This window comes from Pseudomonas fjordensis, from assembly GCF_976987115.1.
Map to the genome: position 1 here is coordinate 6343593 of NZ_OZ336860.1, position 21646 is coordinate 6365238.

Here is a 21646-nt window from a genome sequence, read left to right on the forward strand (position 1 = left end):
CCTGTTTAACCTGACAGCTCACCATCTGGAGAGCCAGCCATGAACAGACCCTTCCACGCTGCATACCATGTTTATGACTTAGACGAGGCGCGCATTTTTTATCGAGATGTTTTGGGTTGCACCGAGGGCCGGTGCAGCGCGACCTGGATCGACTTCGACTTTTTCGGCAATCAACTTTCACTGCACCTGGGTACGCCCTTCCCCACTACACGTACCGGCCTGGTCGGTGAGCACCGGGTACTGATGCCGCACCTGGGCGTGGTGCTGCCACTTGATGAGTGGTTAACGCTTGCCGAACGCCTCACCCGCCTGGGCACACGCTTCGAGATCCCACCCGTGACGCGCTTTGCCGGCGAACCGGGCGAGCAGCGCACGATGTTTTTCCTCGACCCCAGCGGTAATCCCATCGAGGTGAAAGGGTTCAAGCACTTCGAAGGATTGTTCGCCCAGTAAATCCCTGACAACCACAACAATAAGGGCCACCGCCATGACCGTCAGAAAACCCACCAGCCTCATCACCCGTATCATGATCGGCCTGGTTGCCGGGATAATCGTCGGCATCCTGCTCAACCAATTTCCCGAGCAAAAAGCCTGGTTCATCGACAACCTGCTGCAACCGGCGGGCGACCTGTTCATCAAGCTGATGAAGATGATCGTCGTGCCGCTCGTCTTCGCCTGCATGACCGTCGGCATCGCCGGCATGGGCAACCCGGCCGCCCTGGGTCGCGTCGGCCTGAAGACCTTCGTGTACTTCTTCACCATCACCAGCATCGCCATCGTCTTCGGCCTGCTGGTTGGCAATGTGGTGCAGCCGGGCTCGGGCGCCGAATTCGGCAGCACGCTGCAGGCACCGGCCACGGGGCTGGCCTCCAGCGGCGCCCCACAGAACCTGGGCCAGATACTGCTGGCGATCGTGCCGGACAACATCGTCCTGGCCATGTCGCAGGGCAAACTGCTGTCGGTGCTGTTTTTCGCGATCCTGTTCGGGTGTGCCTTGTCGTTGCTGCCCGAGGAGCGCAAAGCGCCGTTGATCAGCGTGATGCAGGGCGTCTCCGACACCATGTTCAAAGTCACCCACCTGGTTATGCACTACTCGCCGATAGGTATTTTCGGCTTGATCGCGGTCACCGTCGCCAGCTTTGGCCTCAGCGCGTTGCTGCCACTGGCCAAACTGATCGGCACCACCTATGTCGCGGTGCTCTTGTTTGCCCTGTGTGTATTGGGGGCAGTGGCACGCCTGGCCGGCGTCGGCTTTTTTCACCTGCTGCGAGAAATACGCAGTGAACTGTTACTGGCCTTCAGCAGCGCCGCCTCGGCGACGGTCATGCCTCAACTGATCGAGAAGATGGAGCGTTATGGCGCGCCTCGGCCCATTACCAGCATGGTGATCCCGCTGGGTTACTCGTTCAACCTGGATGGCGCATCGCTGTTTGCCGCACTGGGCACGCTGTTCATCGCCCAGGCGTATGGCATCGACTTGAGCCTGGCGGATCAAGGCATGCTGGTCTTGATCATGGTGCTGACATCAAAGGGCGCGGCAGGCGTGCCAGGCTTCATGTTCATCATCCTGACCGCGACCTTGACCGCCGCAGGGCTGCCGGTGGAAGGCGTGGCGATCATCGCAGGCATCTACCGGCTGATGGATATGCCCGTCACCGCACTGAACGTACTGGGCAACGCATTGGCACCCTTGGTCATCGCACGCTGGGAAGGCCAGCTCAAGGCACCCGACAGCACGCCGGCCTCCGAGCCTCCCAGCGTGCCATTCAAGGCCTGACGCGGCAGCCAGGGTGATGTCAGGCTTTGTCCTTATCCTGACGGGGCTTGGCCCGCGTATGAGATTGAGTAACAGCAGGCACGGACGCCTCGCTGCGAACCTGGGCATGGCTGATCAACGCAAAGATGAAACTACCACCGATGATGTTGCCGGCCAGGGTCGGCCCGGCGAAGACCAGCCAGAAATCCTTCCACGGCAACTCGCCGGCAAACACCAGATAGGACACTTCGGCCGAACCGACGACGATATGGGTGAAGTCCCCCAGCGCCATGAAGTAGGTGATCAGAATGATGATCCACACCTTGGCACTCTCCATCGACGGGATCATCCAGACCATGGTGGCGATCATCCAACCGGAGACGATGCCCTTGGCAAACATCTGCGCAGGGTCGTTCTCCATGACCTTGCGCCCGATCTCGAGGAAGGCCAGGTCGGTCTTGGTATCGAAGATCGGCAGGTGCAGCATCACGTAGGCCACCAGCAAGGTGCCACACAGGTTGCCCACCAGCACCACCGTCCACAGCCGCAACAAGCGCGCGGCATTGGCCAGGGTCGGTTTGCTCATCACCGGCAGCACGGCGGTCAGGGTGTTTTCGGTAAACAACTGCTGACGGGCAAGAATCACCGCGAGAAAGCCTGCGCAATAGCCAAAGCTGGCGATCACCTTGAATTCCTCACCATCCGGCAGGCGCGAATTGAGCAGGCCCATACCCATCAGCGACAGGCCCATGGTCAAGCCGGCGGCCAGCGCCGACCACCACAGCGCGGCCACATTGCGCTCCAGCTCCTGATCGCCTTGGGTGCGGATAATTTCGTGTAATACAGCCGCGCGAGGCGGCTGGTTGTCATCAACGTCCTGCTGCTCTTCCTGCGACAGGTTGGGGGTCTTGCCGTCTGCTTGAGTGGCCATGATGTACCAGAGTCCAAGGGGTGCCTGTAGCTACGACACGCCGCGACGATGGCTGTTCAGTGGCACCGCAACTAAACCGGAATACGCCAGGCCTTGGCCTGCTCCACGGTGGTAGAGCTCAAGGGTTTACCCCACGGTTTATTGCGCGCCCGGTAGTGTTTGACGATGCCATCAAGCACACGGTTGAACTCGTGCGGCGTCGTCGCCTCCCCCAAATCACGCACCGCGCGTTGCAATAACTCGACGTTGGCAGCCGGCTGACCAGGGCGGTATAGCGAGGGATAAATGACTTCGCGGATAAAATTCGCTGCCTTCACCCCGATATCGCGTTTTTGCATTTCAGTGACGGCGCTGCTCAACACCTTGGACAGGCCAGAGCCATTGCCCGTCCCGCGTTTGGCGCCCACCTGCAGCAGTTGCTGAAAATTACGCTGGCCTGGCGCATTCAGGCGCTTGCCCAGCCAGTCGATATCCTCGGGTCTACGGGCGAGGGCGTCGAGATTGCGCAGCGCCGAGGCTATTTTTGGCGTCATCACCAGCGACGTGTCGGATTGATTCGCTTCGGCAATCGCACTGTCCAACGCCTTTAACGCCTGTTGTGCGTCTTTGCGAAAACGCAACGCCTCGGCGCCGGCCGGGTCCTTTTGCAGTTCGTCCTGCGCGCTGGCGAGCATTTGATCATCCATCGCCATCACGGCATCGTTCAGCGAGGGGAATTCATGGCGCTCACGCTCCAGCTCACGTTTTTGCAGGTGCCCTGACACCGCCTGGCGGGCCTGGGCCTGCAAATGCTGTTTCTGCTCGGCGGTCATGGTGAAGTTGACGGTGCCACCGAGCAGGCCGCGATAGTCGCCTTTATCGGAGTTCAACGGCAACGTTACGGTTTGCTCCGAATACGCTTTGAGCCGGTCATCCTGATAGCTTTCAGCGGCGGTGTGTGGCGTGCCGGTGAACGTGTCGGTCAGATAGCTGAAAAAACCACCGCTTTGGGGGGGCGCTGATGGTTTGTCAGACTCGAACTTGACGATCAGGGCTTCGTCCTTGCCCAGGGGGCTTTGCGGGAAAGAACGTTCAATAATGCCTGGCGCCGGGGTATTGAGGAGCAAACCACCGTCCTGAAACGCCGTGACCTCTGAAGCAGCCTGAAACCCGTGGCCCTGTTCGGAAGGGCTCTTGAACAACCCAGGCAGCGCCCCCGAAATAAGCGCGGCGCGGGCGATATCCATATCCGGTGTGAGGCTGGCATTGAACACCACCAACTGCGGGCGACCGTCGAACATGCCCGTGCCGGTAATGTTCAGTTGCTTGATCGCCGGAATATGCCGGCTCAAGATCTCCAAGTCGCGAAAAGTGGGGCCACCGCCAGCGCTGAGCCGTTCGGCAATTGCGGTGACTTCCGGGGGGCGGTTGGCTGCGGGCATACCCGCGATATGGGCGAGAACAGACTTACGTGATTCATTACGAATCAAGTCTTCCAGCGGCTGCCCCTCGGTTTGCAGGCGCGGCAGCAACGTCAGCAGCAGTTGAGAGATATTACCCGCCGGCCCTGGCACTTTCCCGACGAGTTTGCCGATCTGGGAACTGGCCTCCTGCAACCACGCCGTGACCGGGTCTTTGCTATTGAGCAGGCTGGGCAGGTCAAGGTTATTCGACAGTTGCGTAAAGGCCTTGGCATCCATGCCGCTGGCGAGCAGCGCGGCGGAAATGGCGCCAGCAGAAGCGCCGGAAACCACTTTGACGCCTTTGAGTTTGTCGGCCTCTTCAAGCGCCTGCACCATCCCTGGAAATGCGATGCCCTTGGCGCCACCGCCACTGAGTACCAAGTGAGCGGGCGGCGGGGGTGACAGCACCACCTCCACCCGCCCGTCACTGTGACGATAAATACTCAGGTTGCGCTCGCCCACACCTTTGACCAGAGGCGTCTTTACGTCCTGGCCGGCGGTCTGAGGCTGAGGGGGCTGATTCTGCACAACAGAACTGGAGACTTTCATACACGAGGCTCTCTCTACAGGGTGTAGGCCTGAGTGATGAGAGAGCCTCGGATAGATCCATGTGGAATGATTTGGTAAAGAAAATCACGCCACGTAGGTGTTACTCGGGAAGACTGTCGTCCTTGAACTGGTCCTTCACGTACTTGATCTCGGTACGGCCGTGGGGTGCCGGCAAACCGTCTTCGCCCAGGTTGACGAAGACCATTTTTTCCACGGTCAGGATGCTTTTTCGCGTGATCTTGTTGCGCACTTCACAGGTCAGGGTGATGGAGGTGCGGCCGAACTCGGTGGCGGTGATGCCCAGTTCGATGATGTCGCCCTGGCGCGAGGCGCTGACAAAGTTGATTTCCGAGATGTACTTGGTGACCACGCGCTGGTTGCCGAGTTGGACAATGGCGTAGATGGCCGCTTCTTCGTCGATCCAGCGCAGCAGGCTGCCGCCGAACAGGGTGCCGTTGGGGTTGAGGTCTTCGGGTTTTACCCATTTGCGGGTGTGGAAGTTCATGATCACTCCAAAGCGTCTTGCCAAATGATGGGCAACATCATGGCAGAGCCAGGGCCCAAGCTCTATGAGCCATTAGCTATCAGGCCCATGCGCGATCTTCATGCCGCCGACAGAAAGGCTTGGGAAGTGCCGCTTACACGGCTATAATCGCCTCCGCTTCAAAACGGTCATCTTCGATTGATACCGTTCTCCCGCCACCTGTCCGAGGGGCGCTGCAGCAGGTTCAACCTGTCAGGCTCGGATGGGGCGTTGTCCGGCCTGGTTGCCCTGGCCTGATACTAAACGCACAACGGCGCCCATTCGCACCCTACGAATGGAGGCTCTCTATGAGCGCTGTAATGACGCCTGCTGATTTCAATGACTACAAAGTCGCCGATATGTCCCTGGCTGCCTGGGGCCGTCGCGAAACCTTTATCGCCGAATCCGAAATGCCAGCCCTGATGGGCCTGCGTCGCAAGTACGCCGCTGAGCAGCCGCTCAAGGGCGCCAAGATCCTCGGCTGCATCCACATGACCATCCAGACTGCCGTGCTGATCGAAACCCTGGTTGCATTGGGTGCCGAAGTGCGTTGGTCGTCCTGCAACATCTTCTCGACTCAAGACCAGGCCGCCGCCGCTATCGCTGCTGCCGGTATCCCGGTATTTGCCTGGAAAGGCGAGACCGAAGAAGAGTACGAGTGGTGCCTGGAGCAAACCATCCTCAAAGATGGCGCGCCTTGGGATGCCAACATGATTCTTGACGACGGCGGCGACCTCACCGAGCTGCTGCACAAGAAGTACCCGCAGATCCTCGACCGCGTCCACGGCGTGACCGAAGAGACCACCACCGGCGTACACCGCCTGCTGGACATGCTGGCCAAGGGCGAGCTGAAAATCCCGGCCATCAACGTCAACGACTCGGTGACCAAGAGCAAGAACGACAACAAGTACGGCTGCCGTCACAGCCTGAACGATGCGATCAAGCGCGGCACCGACCACCTGCTGTCGGGCAAGCAAGCCCTGGTAATCGGCTACGGTGACGTGGGCAAGGGTTCGTCCCAGTCGTTGCGTCAGGAAGGCATGATCGTCAAGGTCTCCGAAGTTGACCCGATCTGCGCCATGCAAGCCTGCATGGACGGTTTCGAAGTGGTTTCGCCGTTCATCAACGGCCAGAACGACGGCACCTCCGCCTGCATCGACGCAGCCCTGCTGGGCAAGATCGACCTGATCGTTACCACCACCGGTAACGTGAATGTGTGCGATGCGAACATGCTCAAGGCTTTGAAGAAGCGCGCCGTTGTCTGCAACATCGGTCACTTCGACAACGAGATCGACACCGCTTTCATGCGCAAGAACTGGGCATGGGAAGAAGTGAAGCCGCAGGTACACAAGGTTCACCGTACCGGCGCTGGTGATTTCGACCCGCAGAACGATGATTACCTGATCCTGCTGGCCGAAGGCCGCCTGGTAAACCTGGGCAACGCCACCGGCCACCCAAGCCGCATCATGGATGGCTCGTTCGCCAACCAGGTACTGGCGCAGATCTTCCTGTTCGAACAGAAGTACGCCGACCTGTCGCCCGCCCAGAAAGCCGAGCGCCTGACCGTGGAAGTACTGCCCAAGAAACTCGACGAAGAAGTGGCCCTGGAAATGGTCCGCGGCTTCGGCGGCGTGGTGACTCAGCTGACCAAGACCCAGGCCGACTACATCGGCGTGACGGTTGAAGGTCCGTTCAAGCCGCACGCTTACCGCTACTGATCGACCTTGCTGGCGCCGGCTCTTCTGTGGGAGCCGGGCTTGCCCGCGATGCAGACGCCTCGGTGTTCCAGTGACACCGAGCTGATGCTATCGCAGGCAAGCCAGCTCCCACAGAAAGCCAGGCACCCGCATCGATTGCGTATGCCTTCCAGGCTTTCGAGTTTCCAAGGGTATGACCATGTCCCAAGACCGTCGCTACAGCTTCGAGTTCTTCCCGACCAAGACCGATGCTGGGCATGAAAAACTGATGACCACTGCCAAGCAGTTGGCCAGCTTCAGCCCTGACTTCTTCTCCTGCACCTACGGCGCTGGCGGTTCGACCCGTGACCGCACGATCAACACCGTGTTGCAGCTGGAAAGTGAAGTCAAAGTTCCCGCCGCTCCGCACTTGTCGTGCGTGGGCGACAGCAAGGCCGACCTGCGTAGCCTGCTGACCCAATACAAAGCCGCCGGCATCAAGCGCATCGTTGCGCTGCGTGGCGACCTGCCATCGGGTATGGGCATGGCCAGCGGAGAGCTGCGCTACGCCAACGACCTGGTGAGTTTCATCCGCGAAGAAAGCGGTGATCACTTCCATATCGAAGTGGCCGCTTACCCGGAGATGCACCCCCAGGCGCGCAATTTCGAAGACGATTTGCAGAATTTCGTGCGCAAGGCCAATGCCGGCGCCGACAGCGCAATCACCCAGTACTTCTTCAACGCCGACAGCTACTTCTACTTCGTCGAGCGTGTACGGGCGATGGGCGTGAACATCCCCATCGTGCCGGGCATCATGCCCATCACCAACTACAGCAAGCTGGCGCGCTTCTCCGACGCCTGCGGCGCCGAGATCCCACGCTGGGTGCGCAAGCAACTGGAAGCCTATGGCGATGACGTCAAAAGCATCCAGGCGTTCGGCGAGCAGGTCATCACCGAGATGTGTGAGCAATTGTTGCAAGGTGGTGCACCAGGGTTGCATTTCTATACCCTGAACCAGGCTGAACCCAGCCTTGCCATCTGGAACAACCTCAAGCTGCCACGTTAACGCTTGACCGGTTGTACCAAGGCCCTCGTTCTGACGAGGGCCTTTGTCGTTTTACGTTACCCACGGAACCCCGCAGTCCATGAATACAGTGCCCCCGACGTCCCGCCCGCAACTGGTTTACCTGGTCTTCGGCGCCGACACCTACCATCAGGAAGCCGTATTCAGCATCGCCAGCGCACTGGCGTTCCTGCAGGACACCCCGGACGCGAACATCGACATCCAGGTATTTAGCGACAACCCCGAGCCCTATCGCCTGTTGCCGGTGCGCGTGCGCCCATTGGACGAGGCCACCCGCAAGCGCTGGAGCGAGCCTCACGGCTATCACTTTCGCACCAAACACGTGGTGCTGCGTCAAGTGCTGCAAGAATCCCCGGTGGCGCTGCTGATCGACACCGACACTTTCTTTCATCATTCGCCCATGGCCCTGTTCGAACGCGTCCAGCCCGGCACCCTGTTGTGCAACGCCTTCTACACCAAGTACGGCGACAACCACGAAAGCATCCTGTACACCGCCCTGCGCCAGCGCCTGCTGGATATGGGCGTGGCCGACGATGACATGATGACCCTCAACTCCGGCGTCATGGGCCTGACCCAACAGGATGCGCACATCCTCGACCGCTCCATCGAGTTGATGGATGAACTGTTCCCCCATGCCCAAGGCGCCTACACCCTGGAAGAGTTCTGCCTGTCCATCGCCGCCTACCGCACCGTGAAGGTGCGCGAGTGCCCGGACCTGATCCACCATTACTGGAGCCGCAAACAGCTGTTTCGGGCCAAGGTCAAGGCGTGGATCGCCAAGCACGCCAGCGCGCCCACCAGTGCGCAAGCCCTGGCCGATACGCGCCAGGTCTCCTCGCACCTGCCGCGCCCGCCGCGTTTGCAGCGTTTGATGTACAAGCTGATCACCCTGCTGTTGCCCAAGCATCAGCAACAGTTCATCCGCGAGATTCTTTACGGCTGCTACGAACACGAAAACGAGTTCGACCAGGCCTGCGGCCCGGTCTGGTGGGACAAAGCCCGACAAAATCAGGAAGAACGCCAGAAGCGCCCGCTTGATGCCCACCAGTTGCAACACTGGTTCGCCAACCCCGTGGTGCGTTTGATTCTGGGTGAACGCCGCGCCGCGATCCAGGAACACCTGTTGAACGCTCCCGCGAAGTAAGACCGCCCGCCAATGCGCGTGCCAGAGCTTCTCTTTCTGTGGGCAGCGTCGTAACCTCAGGGTATGCCCGTCCTCTTCAAGCTGTTCACCGCTGTGCTGTTTTCTTGCCTGAGCCTGGCCGCTCATGGCGAGAAGCTGCGCATTGTCACCGAACCCTGGGCGCCCTATGTCTACGAAGACAACGGCACCATGGCCGGCCTGGATTATGAAACCACCCTGATCGTGTTCCAGCGCCTGGGGGTGGAGGTGCAATGGCAGTTCCTGCCCTGGAAGCGCTGCCTGGCGATGCTCGAGCAGGGCCACGCCGACGGCGCGCTGGATATTTTTCACAGCCAGGAGCGCGACGCCTTGCTGCTCTATCCCAGCGAGCCGTTGTCGGAAGTCGAATTTGTCTTGTTCTATGCCAACGACCGCCCCCACCCCGCCGCCGCCCTCGACGACCTGCGTGGCCTGACGGTTGGCGTTTCCCCCGGCTACCTCTATGGCGACGCGTTCAGTGGGTCCAACACCTTCCAGCGTGAACCTGCGCCCAGCCATGAAGCCAATTTTGGCAAACTCATGCTGGGGCGCGTCGATATGGTGGTGACTGACCGGCGCGTGGGGCACTACGTGATCAAGGCGCTGGGCCTGGAAGGTAAGGTCAGCCAGGCGTCGGTGGTGGTCAGTCGCCAGCAGCAATTTCTTGCGGTACGCCGTGGCGCAGGCATGGACCTGCTGGTGCAACGCTTTGCCGCCGAGCTCAAGCGCTTCAAGCAAGAGCCGGCCTATGCCACCTTGAGTGCTAAATATGGCCGGATGCACGAGCAAACGGCACCCATACCGGCCCCCGAACACGCCGTTGAGCAGCAGGAAAGCAGCGCGCAGTGATTGCTCTGTTATACTGCGGCCTTTCCGCCAGGCTTACGCCCGGCCGCTCGGGTCTTGAAAACGGCACCCAACCCAGCTACTGCGCAGCTTTGCGGCCCGCGCGAGCCGGTGGAGTGCCCGCCAGACGCAGCAGGACCGGACGGGGTTGCGCTCCCCTAAGCGCCATTCACGCCCGGCAAGATTATCCCTTTGGGCCAAGCCCTAACTAAAACAGGATTACTCATGTCCTTTGCTTCCCTCGGTCTCTCCGAGGCTTTAGTCCGCGCCATCGAGGCAGCGGGCTATACCGAGCCTACTCCGGTGCAACAGCGGGCCATTCCCGCCGTGTTGCAAGGTCGCGACCTGATGGTCGCGGCTCAGACAGGTACTGGTAAAACCGGCGGTTTCGCCCTCCCGATCCTGGAGCGGTTGTTTCCCAACGGTCACCCGGACAAATCCCAACGTCACGGCCCGCGTCAACCGCGTGTACTGGTCCTGACCCCAACCCGCGAACTCGCAGCCCAAGTGCACGACAGCTTCAAGCTGTATGCCCGCGACTTGAAGTTCGTCAGCGCCTGCATCTTCGGCGGCGTCGGCATGAACCCACAGGTTCAGGCCATGTCCCGTGGTGTCGACGTGCTGGTAGCCTGCCCGGGTCGCTTGCTCGACCTGTGCGGCCAAGGCAGCGTCGATTTGTCCCACGTGGAAATCCTCGTGCTGGACGAAGCCGACCGCATGCTCGACATGGGCTTTGTCCATGACGTGAAAAAGGTCCTCGCCCGCCTGCCGGCCAAACGTCAGAACCTGCTGTTTTCGGCAACGTTCTCCCAGGACATCACTGCCCTGGCGGGCAAGCTGCTGCACAACCCCGAGCGCATCGAAGTCACGCCACCGAACACCACGGTCGAGCGTATCGAGCAACGTGTGTTCCGCCTGGCGGCCAGCCACAAGCGCTCGCTGCTGGCGCACCTGATCACCCACGGTGCCTGGGAACAGGTGCTGGTGTTCACTCGCACCAAGCACGGCGCCAACCGCCTGGCCGAGTACCTGGACAAGCACGGCCTCACCGCCGTTGCCATCCACGGCAACAAGAGCCAGAACGCGCGCACCAAAGCCCTGGCCGACTTCAAGGCCGGTACCGTGCGTATCCTGGTCGCTACCGATATCGCCGCGCGCGGCCTGGATATCGACCAGTTGCCACACGTGGTCAACTTCGAGCTGCCAAACGTCGATGAAGACTATGTGCACCGTATCGGCCGTACGGGCCGTGCCGGTCGTTCGGGCGAGGCCATTTCGTTGGTCGCGCCGGACGAAGAAAAACTGCTGAAAAGCATCGAACGCATGACCAAGCAGAAAATCGCCGACGGCGACCTGATGGGCTTCGATGCCAGCGCCGTGGAGGCCGAGAAGCCAGAAGCGCGCGAACGCCCAGACGTGCGTAACCCACGCAACCCACGCGGCCCCAAAGGCGATGGCCCGAACGGCGGCGGTGGTGGCGGTGGTCGTCGCGACAAAGGCAAGGACAAGGGCAAGGAAAAATCCGCGACCAGCAGCCGTGGCGAACGCCCGGCCCGTGAGCAGAAGCCCCGTGAAGGCACCCCGGCCCGCGAACAGCGCCAGCCGAGCCAGCCACCACGCGCCGCGGCCGACCGTGCCCCGGACGAGTTCCTTGACGACGATATCGATAACTTCGGTAACCGCGTTGACTACGTACCCCAGGCCAAACCGGCTCAGGGCCGTGGCCGTCGCCCAGGGGCTCCGGCCCAGGGTGCAGGCGCTCCACGTAGCGGCCAGCCACAGGGCGGTCGTCAGAACGCACCGCGCAACAGCAGCGGCGGCACCACCGGTACCCCGCCTGCCAAGCGCAGCGGCCCGCGTAATGGCGCACCGCGTGACGGCCAGGCCCGTCGCGAAGACTCGCGCAGCAACAACCGCCGCCCGGCCCGTGACGATCAGCCTCGTTCGTCCGAGCCTGCGGTACAAAACCCGCGTGGTGGCCCGGCGCCGAAGATCATCCACAAGGAGTCGAAAGCGGATCGCTTCCCGACACCTGAGCAGTTGGACCAACTGCCAGGCCGTCCTCGTGGTGAGAAACCAGCGCTGCTGACTCGCAACCGCTGATTTTCGAAACGCCATAAAAAATGCCCCGCCTCTTTCGAGGCGGGGCATTTTTTTGGCTTCAACAAAGATCACATGTGGGAGCGGGCTTGCTCGCGAATTCGGCGTGTCAGTCAATGTATCTGGCGACTGACACACCGCCTTCGCGAGCAAGCCCGCTCCCACAAGGGCCCCTATTGCCAGGCAGAAATTACTTCTGCTTCACGCCTTCCAACGAGATGTCCAAGTCGACAGTCTGCGAAGTCGGGCCTGGGCCTTTCACGCCGAAGTCGTTCAAGTCAATCGTGGTCTTGGCGTTGAAGCCGGCACGTTCGCCGCCCCATGGATCCTTGCCTTCACCGTTGAAGGTGGCCTTGAAGGTCACAGGCTTAGTCACACCGTGGAACGTCAGGTCGCCAGTCACATCAGCTGTCTTTTCGCCAGTGGATTTGACGGCGGTAGACACGAACTTGGCATCGGCAAATTTGGCCACATCGATGAAGTCTTTGCTGGCGATGTGCTTGTCACGTTCTGCGTGGTTGGACCACAGGCTGGCGGTTTTCACGTCGACCGCGATTTTGCTGGCTTCAGGCTTGGCTGCGTCCCAGCTGAAGGTGCCATCCCAGTCCTTGAAGGTACCGTGGATGTAGCTGTAGCCCAGGTGGCTGATTTTCCAATCGATAAAGGCGTGCTGGCCTTCTTTATCGATCTTGTAGTCAGCGGCCATCGCCGAACCTGCGGACAGCAGGGCAGAACCGATTGCCAGCGCAGCGAGTGTTTTTTTCAACATGCTTTCTATTCCTTGTGAGTCGAGGTTGAACATCAGGCTTTGCGTCCCAGCATTCGCGTAAGGGTCGCATCACGATCGATAAAGTGGTGTTTCAGTGCCGCCACGCCGTGCAAGCCGGCGAAGACCACCAACACCCAGGCCAGGTACAGGTGCACCCAACCGGCGGTATCTGCCTGGTCCGGTAGACCGGAAACCACGGCAGGAATTTCAAACAGACCAAACACCGGGATACCGACACCGTCTGCGGTGGAAATCAGGTAACCGGCAATCATCACGGCAAACAGCCCAACATAAAGGAATGCGTGCCCAAATGCGGCACCGATCCGCGTCATGCGGCTATAGCTGGTCAGCGGTGGTGGCGGCGGGCTGACCAGGCGCCAGACGATCCGCACCAGCATGATGGCGAACAGCGTGATGCCAATGCTTTTGTGCAAGTCGGGCGCATCTTTGCGCCAAGCGCTGTAGTAGTCGAGGCCGACCATCCACAAGCCCAAGGCAAACAAACCGAACACCACCAGGGCGACGCCCCAGTGCAGAACCATGCTGACCCAACCATAGCGGGCCGGCGAATTGCGTAGCTGCATGTACTTAATCCCGTAAGAACTGTGCCCAAGACTAGCGCTTTACCTATCGAATTAAAGCGGAAAATTTTGCTTTGAAATATCGAGAAATACGATAAAGAGGCTATGCATAATAAATTAACAAGGGATTAAGACTATTCCCAAGAAACGTGACAGACCGTCCTGCATTTACCGCGAATTTCCCCACAATGGCTTGTGAGCCAAGCCACCATTGCATAGGCTTGCGCGATTGTTTCGCCTGCGCCGGCCGCAGGACCGCTTCGAGGAGATCACCGATGGGCTTGAACAACCAGTGGATGCAACGCGACCTCGCGGTGCTGTGGCATCCCTGCACCCAGATGAAAGACCACCAGCAACTGCCGCTGGTGCCCATCAAACGCGGTGAAGGCGTATGGCTGGAAGACTTCGAAGGCAAGCGCTACCTCGACGCCGTCAGTTCCTGGTGGGTCAACGTATTCGGCCACGCCAACCCGCGTATCAACCAGCGCATCAAGGACCAGGTCGATCAACTGGAGCACGTGATCCTCGCCGGCTTCAGCCATCAGCCGGTGATCGAGCTGTCCGAGCGCCTGGTCGCGATGACGCCCGAAGGGCTGACCCGCTGCTTCTACGCCGATAACGGTTCGTCCTGCATCGAAGTGGCGCTGAAAATGAGCTTTCACTACTGGCTCAACCGCGGCCAGCCGAATAAAAAGCGCTTCGTCACCCTCACCAACAGTTACCACGGCGAAACCATCGCCGCGATGTCGGTGGGTGACGTGCCGCTGTTTACCGAGACCTACAAGGCGCTGCTGCTCGACACGATCAAGGTGCCGAGCCCGGACTGCTACCTGCGCCCCGAAGGCATGAGCTGGGAAGAACATTCGCGCAACATGTTTCTGGCCATGGAACAGACCCTGGCCGAGCACCACGACACCGTCGCTGCCGTGATCGTCGAGCCGCTGATCCAGGGCGCCGGTGGCATGCGCATGTACCACCCGGTGTACCTCAAGCTGCTGCGCGAAGCCTGCGACCGCTATGGCGTGCACTTGATCCACGACGAGATCGCCGTGGGCTTTGGCCGTACCGGCAGCATGTTCGCCTGTGAACAAGCCGGCATCCGCCCGGATTTCCTGTGCCTGTCCAAGGCCCTTACCGGCGGTTACCTGCCGCTGGCCGCCGTGGTCACCACCGAAGAGGTCTACAGCGCCTTCTACGACGACTACCCCACACTGCGTGCCTTCCTGCACTCCCACAGCTACACCGGCAACCCGCTGGCCTGTGCGGCGGCGTTGGCGACGCTGGATATCTTTGAAGAAGACAACGTCATCGAGAACAACAAGGCCCTGGCCCAGCGCATGGCCACCGCCACCGCGCACTTGGTGGACCACCCTCACGTATCCGAAGTGCGCCAGACCGGCATGGTGCTGGCCATCGAGATGGTGCAGGACAAAGCCACCAAGGCCGCCTACCCGTGGCAGGAGCGCCGTGGTTTGAAGGTTTTCGAGCACGCGTTGGAACGTGGTGCATTGTTGCGGCCGCTGGGCAGCGTGGTGTATTTCCTGCCGCCGTATGTGATTACACCCGAACAGATCGACTTTCTGGCCGAGGTGGCCAGCGAAGGCATCGATATCGCCACTAACAGCAAGGTCAGCGTGTCGGTGCCGAAAGATTTTCACCCAGGCTTCCGCGACCCAGGCTGATTGCCCAAATCCTTGTAGGAGCGAGCTTGCTCGCGAAGGCATTCCAGGCGCACCGCTGCGTCGGATGTACATTTTTCGCGAGCAAGAACTAGACGTCCCCCTCGCTCCTACATAAACAACCTCTGCAGAGAACAGACATGAGACTGTCCCGCTTTTTCACCGACACCCCGCTGAGCCTCGGTGATCACGAATTGCCCGAAGCCCAGGCGCATTACATCAGCCGTGTGTTGCGCATGACTGAGGGCGATGCCGTGCAATTGTTCGACGGCTCTGGCCAGGAATTTCGTGGCACCTTGCTGGAAGTCGGTAAAAAACGCGTCACCGTGCAACTCACGGAAAGCTTTGCCGGCCAGGCCGAATCTCCCCTGCACATTCACCTCGGCCAGGGCCTGTCCCGGGGCGAGCGTATGGATTGGGCGATCCAGAAGGCCACTGAACTGGGCGTCAACGCGATCACACCGATCTTCAGCGACCGCTGCGAAGTGCGCCTCAAGGATGAACGCGCCGACAAGCGTTTGCTGCACTGGCGCCAGGTAGCAATCAGCGCGTGCGAGCAATGTGGGCGCTCAACGGTGCCGGTGATTCACCCACCGCTCTTGCTGGCAGACTGGCTCAAGCAAACCGAGGCGGACTTGAAGCTGGTGCTGCACCCGGTGGCAGAACCGATGATCAGCCACGCCAAGCCTTCCAGCCTGGCATTCTTGATTGGCCCCGAAGGTGGGCTGACCGACAATGAAGTCGAGACCGCCCAGGGCGCCGGCTACCACGCCGCCCGCCTCGGCCCGCGGGTGTTGCGTACCGAGACAGCGCCTGTAGTCGCGCTGGCAGTCGCCCAGCAACTGTGGGGCGACTTCTAACCTCACCCTGCAAACCCAATCAAATGTGGGAGCTGGCTTGCCTGCGATAGCGGTCTGTCAGTTACAGATTAACTGCCTGAACCACCGCTATCGCAGGCAAGCCAGCTCCCACAGTGTGATCGGGTTATCAACGTTTCACTCCACCGGGTCACTCACCGGCTTGGCGATGATCGCCTTCAACTCGCTGGTCATCGGGAACTCCAGGTTCAAGCCCTTGGGCGGAATCGGCTGCTCGAACCAGCGTTGGTAAATCCCGTTGATCTCTCCCGAGCGGTACAGATCGCCCAGGGTTTCGTTGACCACCGCCAGAAACTGCGGGTCATCCTTGCGCACCATGCAGCTGTAGATTTCCCGTGATTGCTCCTCGCCCACCACAACCCAATGATGCGGGTCCCTGGCCTTGGCGCGCTCGCCGTAGAGCAACGCGTCGTCCATATAGAACGCTACGGCCCGGCCAGTCTCGAGCATCTTGAACGCTTCGCCATGGTCCTTGGCACTGATCACGAACATATTGGCTTTGTGTTCAGCGTTATAACTTTTGAGGAAGCGCTCATTGGTGGTGCCGGCGGTGGTCACCACATTCTTGCCCGCAAGGTCGGCGAAGCCTTTGATCCCGCTGTCCTTGGCCGTCAGCAACTGGCCCTTTACGTAGATAAACCCGTAGGAGAACGCCACCTGCTTCTGCCGTTCAGCCGTCACGCCGGTGGAGCCGCACTCCAAATCCACAGTGCCGTTCTGCACCAGTGGGATGCGGGTTTGGGACGTCACCAGGTTGTACTTCACCTTGAGGTCGCCCACTGCGGTTTTTTGCTGGATGCGTTCGACGATCATGTTTGCCAGATCCACCGAGTACCCCATCGGTTTGCCACTGCTATCCCCCACGTAGGAAAACGGCACCGACGCATCGCGATAGCCCAGGGTGATGGACTTGGCGCTGGCAATCTTGCTCAAGGTGCCCTCCAGCGGCGCTTCGGTTGCATGCGCCTGTGCGCTCAACAAAAGCCCCAGCGCGCAGCCGGTCAACAGGATTTTTTTCATTGTTATTCTCCGTTGGTCTTTGAGGTTATTTACGTACTGCAATCACGCTGATTTCCACCAGCACATTCGGCCGTGCCAGCTCTGCCTGCAGGGTGGTGCGCGTGGGCGCCATGCCTGGCGAGAGCCATGCGGACCAGACTTCATTCATCGGTGCAAAACCGGTACCGATGTCCTTGAGGTAAATCGTCGCGTTGAGTAAATGGTCCTTATCGCTGCCCGCCTCGGCCAGCAGCGTGTCGATCCTGGCCAGCACTTCGCGGGTCTGGGTGGCCACATCCAGGCCGTCGCTGGGGACCTGGCCTGAAAGGAACACCAGATCCTTGAACGTCACGGCACCGCTGAGTCGTTCGTTGCTATTAATTCGGGTAATGGTCATGGCTGCATCCTCAAGCGGCGCGGGGCGTCAGGCCCTGCATATCAATGGAAGGGGTGCGCTGGTCGATCAACTCGGCCAGCAGTTGGCCGCTACCACAGGCCAAGGTAAAGCCAAGGGCACCGTGCCCCAGGTTCAGCCACAGGTTGCGATAGCGGCTGGCACCAATCAGCGGCACGCCCGTTGGCGTGGCTGGGCGCATGCCCGCCCATTCGACCGCGTGCCGGTAGTCGCCTGCCAGAGGAAATGTCTCTACTGCCTGGCGCTTCATCAACGCCAGACGCGAAGGCTCAAGGCCGGCATCGAATCCCACAATATCCACCATGGCCGCGACCCGCAGTTGCTCACCTAAGCGCGCGTAGACGATCTTGCGGTCGTAGTCGGTGATGCTCACGTTCGGCGCCTGGTGTTGCGGGCCAATCGGCACGCTCAGGCTGTAGCCCTTGAGCGGATATACGGGCAGTGACAGCCCCGGCAGTGCCAACTCAGCGCTGCGATAACCGGCCGCGAGCACCAACTGCTCGACCGGCATTACCTCGTCATCCAGTTCGATGGCCTGTACCGCACCGCCAGCATGGCGCAACCCGGTGACCTTGCGCCCGAGCAAAAACCGGCAACGCCCCGACGCGTCAAGACGGGCCGCCAACTGCCGGCAAAAAGCGTGGCAATCCCCCACCTCCTCATTCGGCGTATAGATGCCACCGACAAAGCCACCGTCCGCCAATGCGGGCTCCAGGCGAGCGCACTCAACAGACGACAACACCTGTTGCTGCAGGAAATTTGTGACCTTTGCGCGCGCATGTTCAAAGGTGCTGGCGCTGCGAAACATCACCAGCTTGCCATTGCGCCGCCAGTCGAAGCCGCCCAGGCGATCATCCTCGCGCCACTGCTGTAACGTGCTCTGGCTCAGGGTAGCCAGGCGCAGAAGATGGGCACCGTTACGCCGGTTGACCGAACCCCGGCACGCGCCGATAAAGGCCGCCATCCAGCGCCACTGCTGGGGGTCGAGGCGGGGGCGAAGCTTCAAGGGCGAGTCACCGCGCAACAGCCAGCCTATCGCCTGCAGCGGCACGCCGGAATCAGCCAGCGGTGCGACATACCGATAGGACAACTGCCCGCCATTGGCGAAGCTGGTCTCGCTGCCCAGACTGTCGCGCGCATCGATTACCGTCACTTCATGGCCGGCTCGTACCAGCGCATAAGCACTCGCCAAGCCGATGACACCGCCGCCAATGATGCAAACCTGCCTGGCCATCCCAGCCCCCAGCTGTTGATTAAGAGGGCTCAGCGTAGGGGCATCAGGCATACAGCCGGAAATGAATAAAGAAAGGCAGCCCATAACCGAAGGTTATAGGCTTAGGTTTGCATATAGATCATGCCACTTTGGGAAGAAACGCCCGCGTATCGATAGACGTTGACTGTGCGTCAATCATTTCGGCCAATACTTGCCCACTGCCACACGCGAGGGTGAACCCCAGGGCACCATGGCCAAGGTTGAGCCAAAGATTGCGATACGCCGTGGCGCCAATCAGCGGTAGGCCCGTGGGCGTAGCCGGGCGCATACCCGCCCATTCAACAGCGGCGTCATAGTTCCCAGCCATAGGAAAAGTCTGGCGGGCCAGGCGCTTTATGACCGCCAGCCGCTTGGGCGCCGGAGCACTGTTGAACCCGACGATGTCGACCATTGCCGCGATGCGCAATTGCTCACCGATACGGGCATAGACGGTACGGCGGTCATAGTCGGTAACATTGATGTTCAACGCCGTATGCTGGTCTTCGATCGGCACGGTAAGGCTATAGCCTTTGAGCGGATACAACGGCAAATGCAGGGCCGGCAAGCACAGGCTTTGGCTGTTATGTCCGGCGGCCAGTACCAGGTTATCCACCGGCAACACCTCATCCTGCAACTCAAGGGCCACCACCGAACCAAAGGCCTCGTGGATCTTCAATACCTTGCACCCGAGCATGAATCGGCATCGTCCGGAGGCTTGGAGATGATCGGTCAGGCGCTGGCAAAACCCGTGGCAATCAGCCGCTTCTTCGGTAGGGTTGTAAATGCCACCGATGAACGTGCCTGGGCTCAATGAGGGCTCCAACCGTCGACAGTCCTCAGCCGACAATACTTGCTGCTGTAAAGGGTCGCTCAATTTACGGCGGGCCTGGGCAAAACTCTCGGAGGAGCGAAAGGTCAGCAGCTTGCCGTTACGCTGCCAATTGAACCCTTCGAGCTTATCCTCATGACGCCAGCTTTCCAGCGTCTGCTGACTCAGGGCCGCCAAGCGCAGGAGGTGTTCAGAGTTGGTGTGGTTGACCGAGGAGCGGCAGGCGCCCAGGAAAGACGTCAGCCAGCGCCACTGCAGCGGGTCCATGCGCGGCCTGAGTTTAACCGGCGACTCGCCCCGCAGTAGCCAGCCGAGCGCCTTAAGTGGGATGCCAGCATCCGCCAGTGGCGTGACATACCGATAGGAAAGTTGGCCCCCGTTGGCGAAGCTGGTGGCGCTCCCCAGGGTTTTCTGCCCCTCGATCAGCGTGACGTCCATGCCCGCACGCACCAGCGCGTACGCACTCGTCAGGCCAATGACGCCCCCACCGATGATACAAACCTGCTTTGCCAAAGTGTCACCTCACACGTCACGAAACTAAATCGAGACTAAGGGTGAGTGACAACGCTTGCACAATGAATAAAAGTAGGACGTTTATAAACCAAGGTTATGGCTTTATGCGTCTACGTCATATCGAAATCTTCCAGGCGATTCGACAGACCGGCTCCGTCAGCGGCGCCGCGCAGTTGCTGCACGTGTCGCAACCAGCAGTGACCAAAGTGCTGCAGCACGCCGAATTGCAGCTGGGTTTTCCGTTGTTTTTGCGCGTGCGCGGCAAATTACAACCCACGCCTGAAGCCCTGGCGCTGGAGGGCGAGGTCGAGAAAGTCACCGAAAGCTTGCAAGGCGTAAGGCGCCTGGCCAGAAGCTTGCGCCGCGAACCTGGGCAAAGCATACGCATTGGCGCGATCCCGGCACTGGCACTTTCACTGCTGCCACCGGCGATTCTGGAATGGACACGCGATTATCCGAACATGGCCTGCGAGCTGTCCAGCGACCACAGCAGTGAACTGGTGCAAAAGCTATTGGTACGCGAAATCGACCTGGCACTGACCCTCAATTTCTCCGGCCATCCAGGGTTGACCTCCCAAGTGCTGGCGAACGGCGCGTTGGTCGCGCTGGCTTCCAAGGGGTTCTGGCCCGAAACCGAGTTGAACCGGCCGTTGCCCTTAGCGGACCTGGCCGGTGCGCCGTTGATTGGCCTGTCCAGCGCCGATCCGTTGGCGGCAAAGCTCGCCGGTTACCTGGAGAATGTCGAGCCCGCGCCTCGGGTAACGATCTCGGTACAGACCTACTCCTTGGCCCGCGCCATGGTGGAATCCGGTGCCGGCCTTGCCGTGATCGACCCTTTTACGGCCCTCGGCGCCTCAACGGCCACCACCTGTATCCGCCCGTTCACCCCGCCGCTGCCCATCACCCTCTACGCCCTGACCCGCGCCGGTGCGCCACCCCCGCATATGTTCACTCACTTGCTGCAAATATTTGGCAGCCGGGCCCGCGAGTTGCTGGAGCTGCCAGCGCTCAAAGCACGTAATGCATGATCGCCACGAAATGCAGCAGGCTGCCGCCGATTACAAACAGATGCCAGATGCCATGGGAATGGCGCAAGCGATCCTCCAAGGCAAAAAAGATAATGCCTACGGTGTACAGCACCCCACCGGACGCCAACCAGATAAAACCGGCCGTGCCCAGCGCCGCCATCAACGGCTTGACCGCCACCAGGACGATCCAGCCCATTACGGCGTAGATCACGATGGACAGAATCCGCGCCTCCGAGCGCGGCTTGATCTCCTGCAGGATGCCGATCACCGCCAGCCCCCACACAATCCCGAACAGCGTCCAGCCCCACGGCCCGCGCAGGGTCACCAGGCAGAATGGTGTGTAGCTGCCGGCGATCAACAGGTAAATGGAAAAGTGATCGACCTTCTGCATGATCGCTTTTCGCCGGCCCCGTACGCTGTGGTACACCGTTGACGCGCTGTACAGCACCATCAGGGTAAAGCCATAAATCGCCACGCTGACGATCTTCCAGGGGCTGCCGTCCAGGCTCGCCACCACCAACATCCACACGGCGCCAATACAGGCCGCAACTGCACCGAGCAAATGGCTCCAGGCGTTGAATCGTTCCCCGTGGTACATCTGTCACTGACCTCCCGTCACCCTTAAGAACAGGCG

General features: G+C 60.4%; 20 protein-coding genes and 1 riboswitch. Of the genes, 10 read left to right on the forward strand and 10 right to left on the reverse strand.

Annotation, left to right across the window (positions count from 1 at the left end; all coding sequences use genetic code 11):
• Positions 1-39 precede the first annotated feature (39 nt).
• Positions 40-453 carry a VOC family protein gene (locus tag ACWHXD_RS29115; RefSeq protein ID WP_138762890.1) on the forward strand — a complete coding sequence of 138 codons (414 nt, stop codon included), beginning with the start codon at positions 40-42 and terminating at the stop codon, positions 451-453.
• Positions 454-487: 34 nt separating this feature from the next.
• On the forward strand, positions 488-1777 hold the full coding sequence (locus ACWHXD_RS29120) for a cation:dicarboxylate symporter family transporter (RefSeq protein WP_238344579.1): 1290 nt from the start codon (positions 488-490) through the stop codon (positions 1775-1777).
• 19 nt (positions 1778-1796) lie between these two features.
• Here the strand turns inward: ACWHXD_RS29120 and ACWHXD_RS29125 are convergent, their stop codons facing one another.
• From ACWHXD_RS29125 to ACWHXD_RS29135, 3 genes are all read right to left on the reverse strand, one after another.
• The gene (locus ACWHXD_RS29125) at positions 1797-2687 is read right to left on the reverse strand and encodes a formate/nitrite transporter family protein (protein WP_032894799.1); all 891 of its coding nucleotides are present in this window, start codon (positions 2685-2687) and stop codon (positions 1797-1799) included.
• 71 nt (positions 2688-2758) lie between these two features.
• Positions 2759-4678 carry a patatin-like phospholipase family protein gene (locus ACWHXD_RS29130; protein WP_138762891.1) on the reverse strand — a complete coding sequence of 640 codons (1920 nt, stop codon included), beginning with the start codon at positions 4676-4678 and terminating at the stop codon, positions 2759-2761.
• A gap of 100 nt (positions 4679-4778) precedes the next feature.
• Complete coding sequence (locus ACWHXD_RS29135) at positions 4779-5183, reverse strand: acyl-CoA thioesterase (protein ID WP_003194988.1); 405 nt, start codon at positions 5181-5183, stop codon at positions 4779-4781.
• Between the two features lie 198 nt (positions 5184-5381).
• A riboswitch (S-adenosyl-L-homocysteine riboswitch) is annotated at positions 5382-5488 on the forward strand.
• Positions 5489-5509: 21 nt separating this feature from the next.
• Here ACWHXD_RS29135 and ahcY point away from each other — a divergent pair.
• The 5 genes from ahcY to rhlE2 all read left to right on the forward strand — a co-directional run bounded on the left by ahcY (position 5510) and on the right by rhlE2 (position 12072).
• Complete coding sequence (gene ahcY / locus ACWHXD_RS29140; protein WP_003194990.1) at positions 5510-6919, forward strand: adenosylhomocysteinase; 1410 nt, start codon at positions 5510-5512, stop codon at positions 6917-6919.
• 178 nt (positions 6920-7097) lie between these two features.
• Entirely contained in the window at positions 7098-7943 is an 846-nt protein-coding gene (gene metF, locus ACWHXD_RS29145; RefSeq protein WP_003194992.1) for a methylenetetrahydrofolate reductase [NAD(P)H], read from the forward strand.
• 79 nt (positions 7944-8022) lie between these two features.
• Positions 8023-9105 carry a hypothetical protein gene (locus tag ACWHXD_RS29150; RefSeq protein ID WP_032894791.1) on the forward strand — a complete coding sequence of 361 codons (1083 nt, stop codon included), beginning with the start codon at positions 8023-8025 and terminating at the stop codon, positions 9103-9105.
• Between the two features lie 63 nt (positions 9106-9168).
• A complete protein-coding gene (locus ACWHXD_RS29155; RefSeq protein WP_098950143.1) occupies positions 9169-9972 on the forward strand; it encodes a substrate-binding periplasmic protein in 804 nt (267 codons plus the stop codon).
• A 222-nt stretch (positions 9973-10194) separates the two neighbouring features.
• Positions 10195-12072: an RNA helicase RhlE2 gene (rhlE2, locus tag ACWHXD_RS29160; protein WP_044271888.1), complete on the forward strand. Its 1878-nt coding sequence runs from the start codon at positions 10195-10197 to the stop codon at positions 12070-12072.
• 187 nt (positions 12073-12259) lie between these two features.
• Here rhlE2 and ACWHXD_RS29165 read toward each other — a convergent pair whose 3' ends face one another.
• Both ACWHXD_RS29165 and ACWHXD_RS29170 read right to left on the reverse strand, forming a co-directional pair.
• Positions 12260-12838, reverse strand: coding sequence for a YceI family protein (locus ACWHXD_RS29165; protein WP_032894782.1), 579 nt, complete (start codon positions 12836-12838; stop codon positions 12260-12262).
• A 32-nt stretch (positions 12839-12870) separates the two neighbouring features.
• Complete coding sequence (locus ACWHXD_RS29170; protein WP_032894779.1) at positions 12871-13422, reverse strand: cytochrome b; 552 nt, start codon at positions 13420-13422, stop codon at positions 12871-12873.
• 272 nt (positions 13423-13694) lie between these two features.
• Here ACWHXD_RS29170 and ACWHXD_RS29175 point away from each other — a divergent pair, with 272 nt between their 5' ends.
• Together ACWHXD_RS29175 and ACWHXD_RS29180 are read left to right on the forward strand one after the other, a co-directional pair.
• Positions 13695-15101: an adenosylmethionine--8-amino-7-oxononanoate transaminase gene (locus tag ACWHXD_RS29175; RefSeq protein ID WP_032894777.1), complete on the forward strand. Its 1407-nt coding sequence runs from the start codon at positions 13695-13697 to the stop codon at positions 15099-15101.
• A 137-nt stretch (positions 15102-15238) separates the two neighbouring features.
• Positions 15239-15958: a 16S rRNA (uracil(1498)-N(3))-methyltransferase gene (locus ACWHXD_RS29180; RefSeq protein ID WP_032894775.1), complete on the forward strand. Its 720-nt coding sequence runs from the start codon at positions 15239-15241 to the stop codon at positions 15956-15958.
• Positions 15959-16093: 135 nt separating this feature from the next.
• On the opposite strand, the gene ACWHXD_RS29185 is transcribed toward ACWHXD_RS29180, so the two are convergent.
• The 4 genes from ACWHXD_RS29185 to ACWHXD_RS29200 all read right to left on the reverse strand — a co-directional run bounded on the left by ACWHXD_RS29185 (position 16094) and on the right by ACWHXD_RS29200 (position 19984).
• Positions 16094-16996, reverse strand: a complete 903-nt coding sequence (locus ACWHXD_RS29185) for a transporter substrate-binding domain-containing protein (RefSeq protein WP_138762086.1) — start codon at positions 16994-16996, stop codon at positions 16094-16096.
• Between the two features lie 25 nt (positions 16997-17021).
• Positions 17022-17372 (reverse strand): RidA family protein, encoded by a 351-nt coding sequence (locus ACWHXD_RS29190; protein ID WP_138762085.1) that lies wholly within the window; start codon positions 17370-17372, stop codon positions 17022-17024.
• A gap of 10 nt (positions 17373-17382) precedes the next feature.
• Positions 17383-18624 carry a D-amino acid dehydrogenase gene (locus ACWHXD_RS29195; protein ID WP_138762084.1) on the reverse strand — a complete coding sequence of 414 codons (1242 nt, stop codon included), beginning with the start codon at positions 18622-18624 and terminating at the stop codon, positions 17383-17385.
• A gap of 118 nt (positions 18625-18742) precedes the next feature.
• On the reverse strand, positions 18743-19984 hold the full coding sequence (locus ACWHXD_RS29200) for a D-amino acid dehydrogenase (RefSeq protein WP_138762083.1): 1242 nt from the start codon (positions 19982-19984) through the stop codon (positions 18743-18745).
• Between the two features lie 104 nt (positions 19985-20088).
• On the opposite strand from ACWHXD_RS29200, the gene ACWHXD_RS29205 reads away from it, so the two are divergent.
• A complete protein-coding gene (locus ACWHXD_RS29205; RefSeq protein WP_138762082.1) occupies positions 20089-21012 on the forward strand; it encodes a LysR family transcriptional regulator in 924 nt (307 codons plus the stop codon).
• On the opposite strand, the gene trhA is transcribed toward ACWHXD_RS29205, so the two are convergent.
• The gene (gene trhA, locus ACWHXD_RS29210; protein WP_003195019.1) at positions 20993-21610 is read right to left on the reverse strand and encodes a PAQR family membrane homeostasis protein TrhA; all 618 of its coding nucleotides are present in this window, start codon (positions 21608-21610) and stop codon (positions 20993-20995) included. The two genes, ACWHXD_RS29205 and trhA, sit on opposite strands and share 20 nt — an antisense overlap.
• Positions 21611-21646 lie beyond the last annotated feature (36 nt).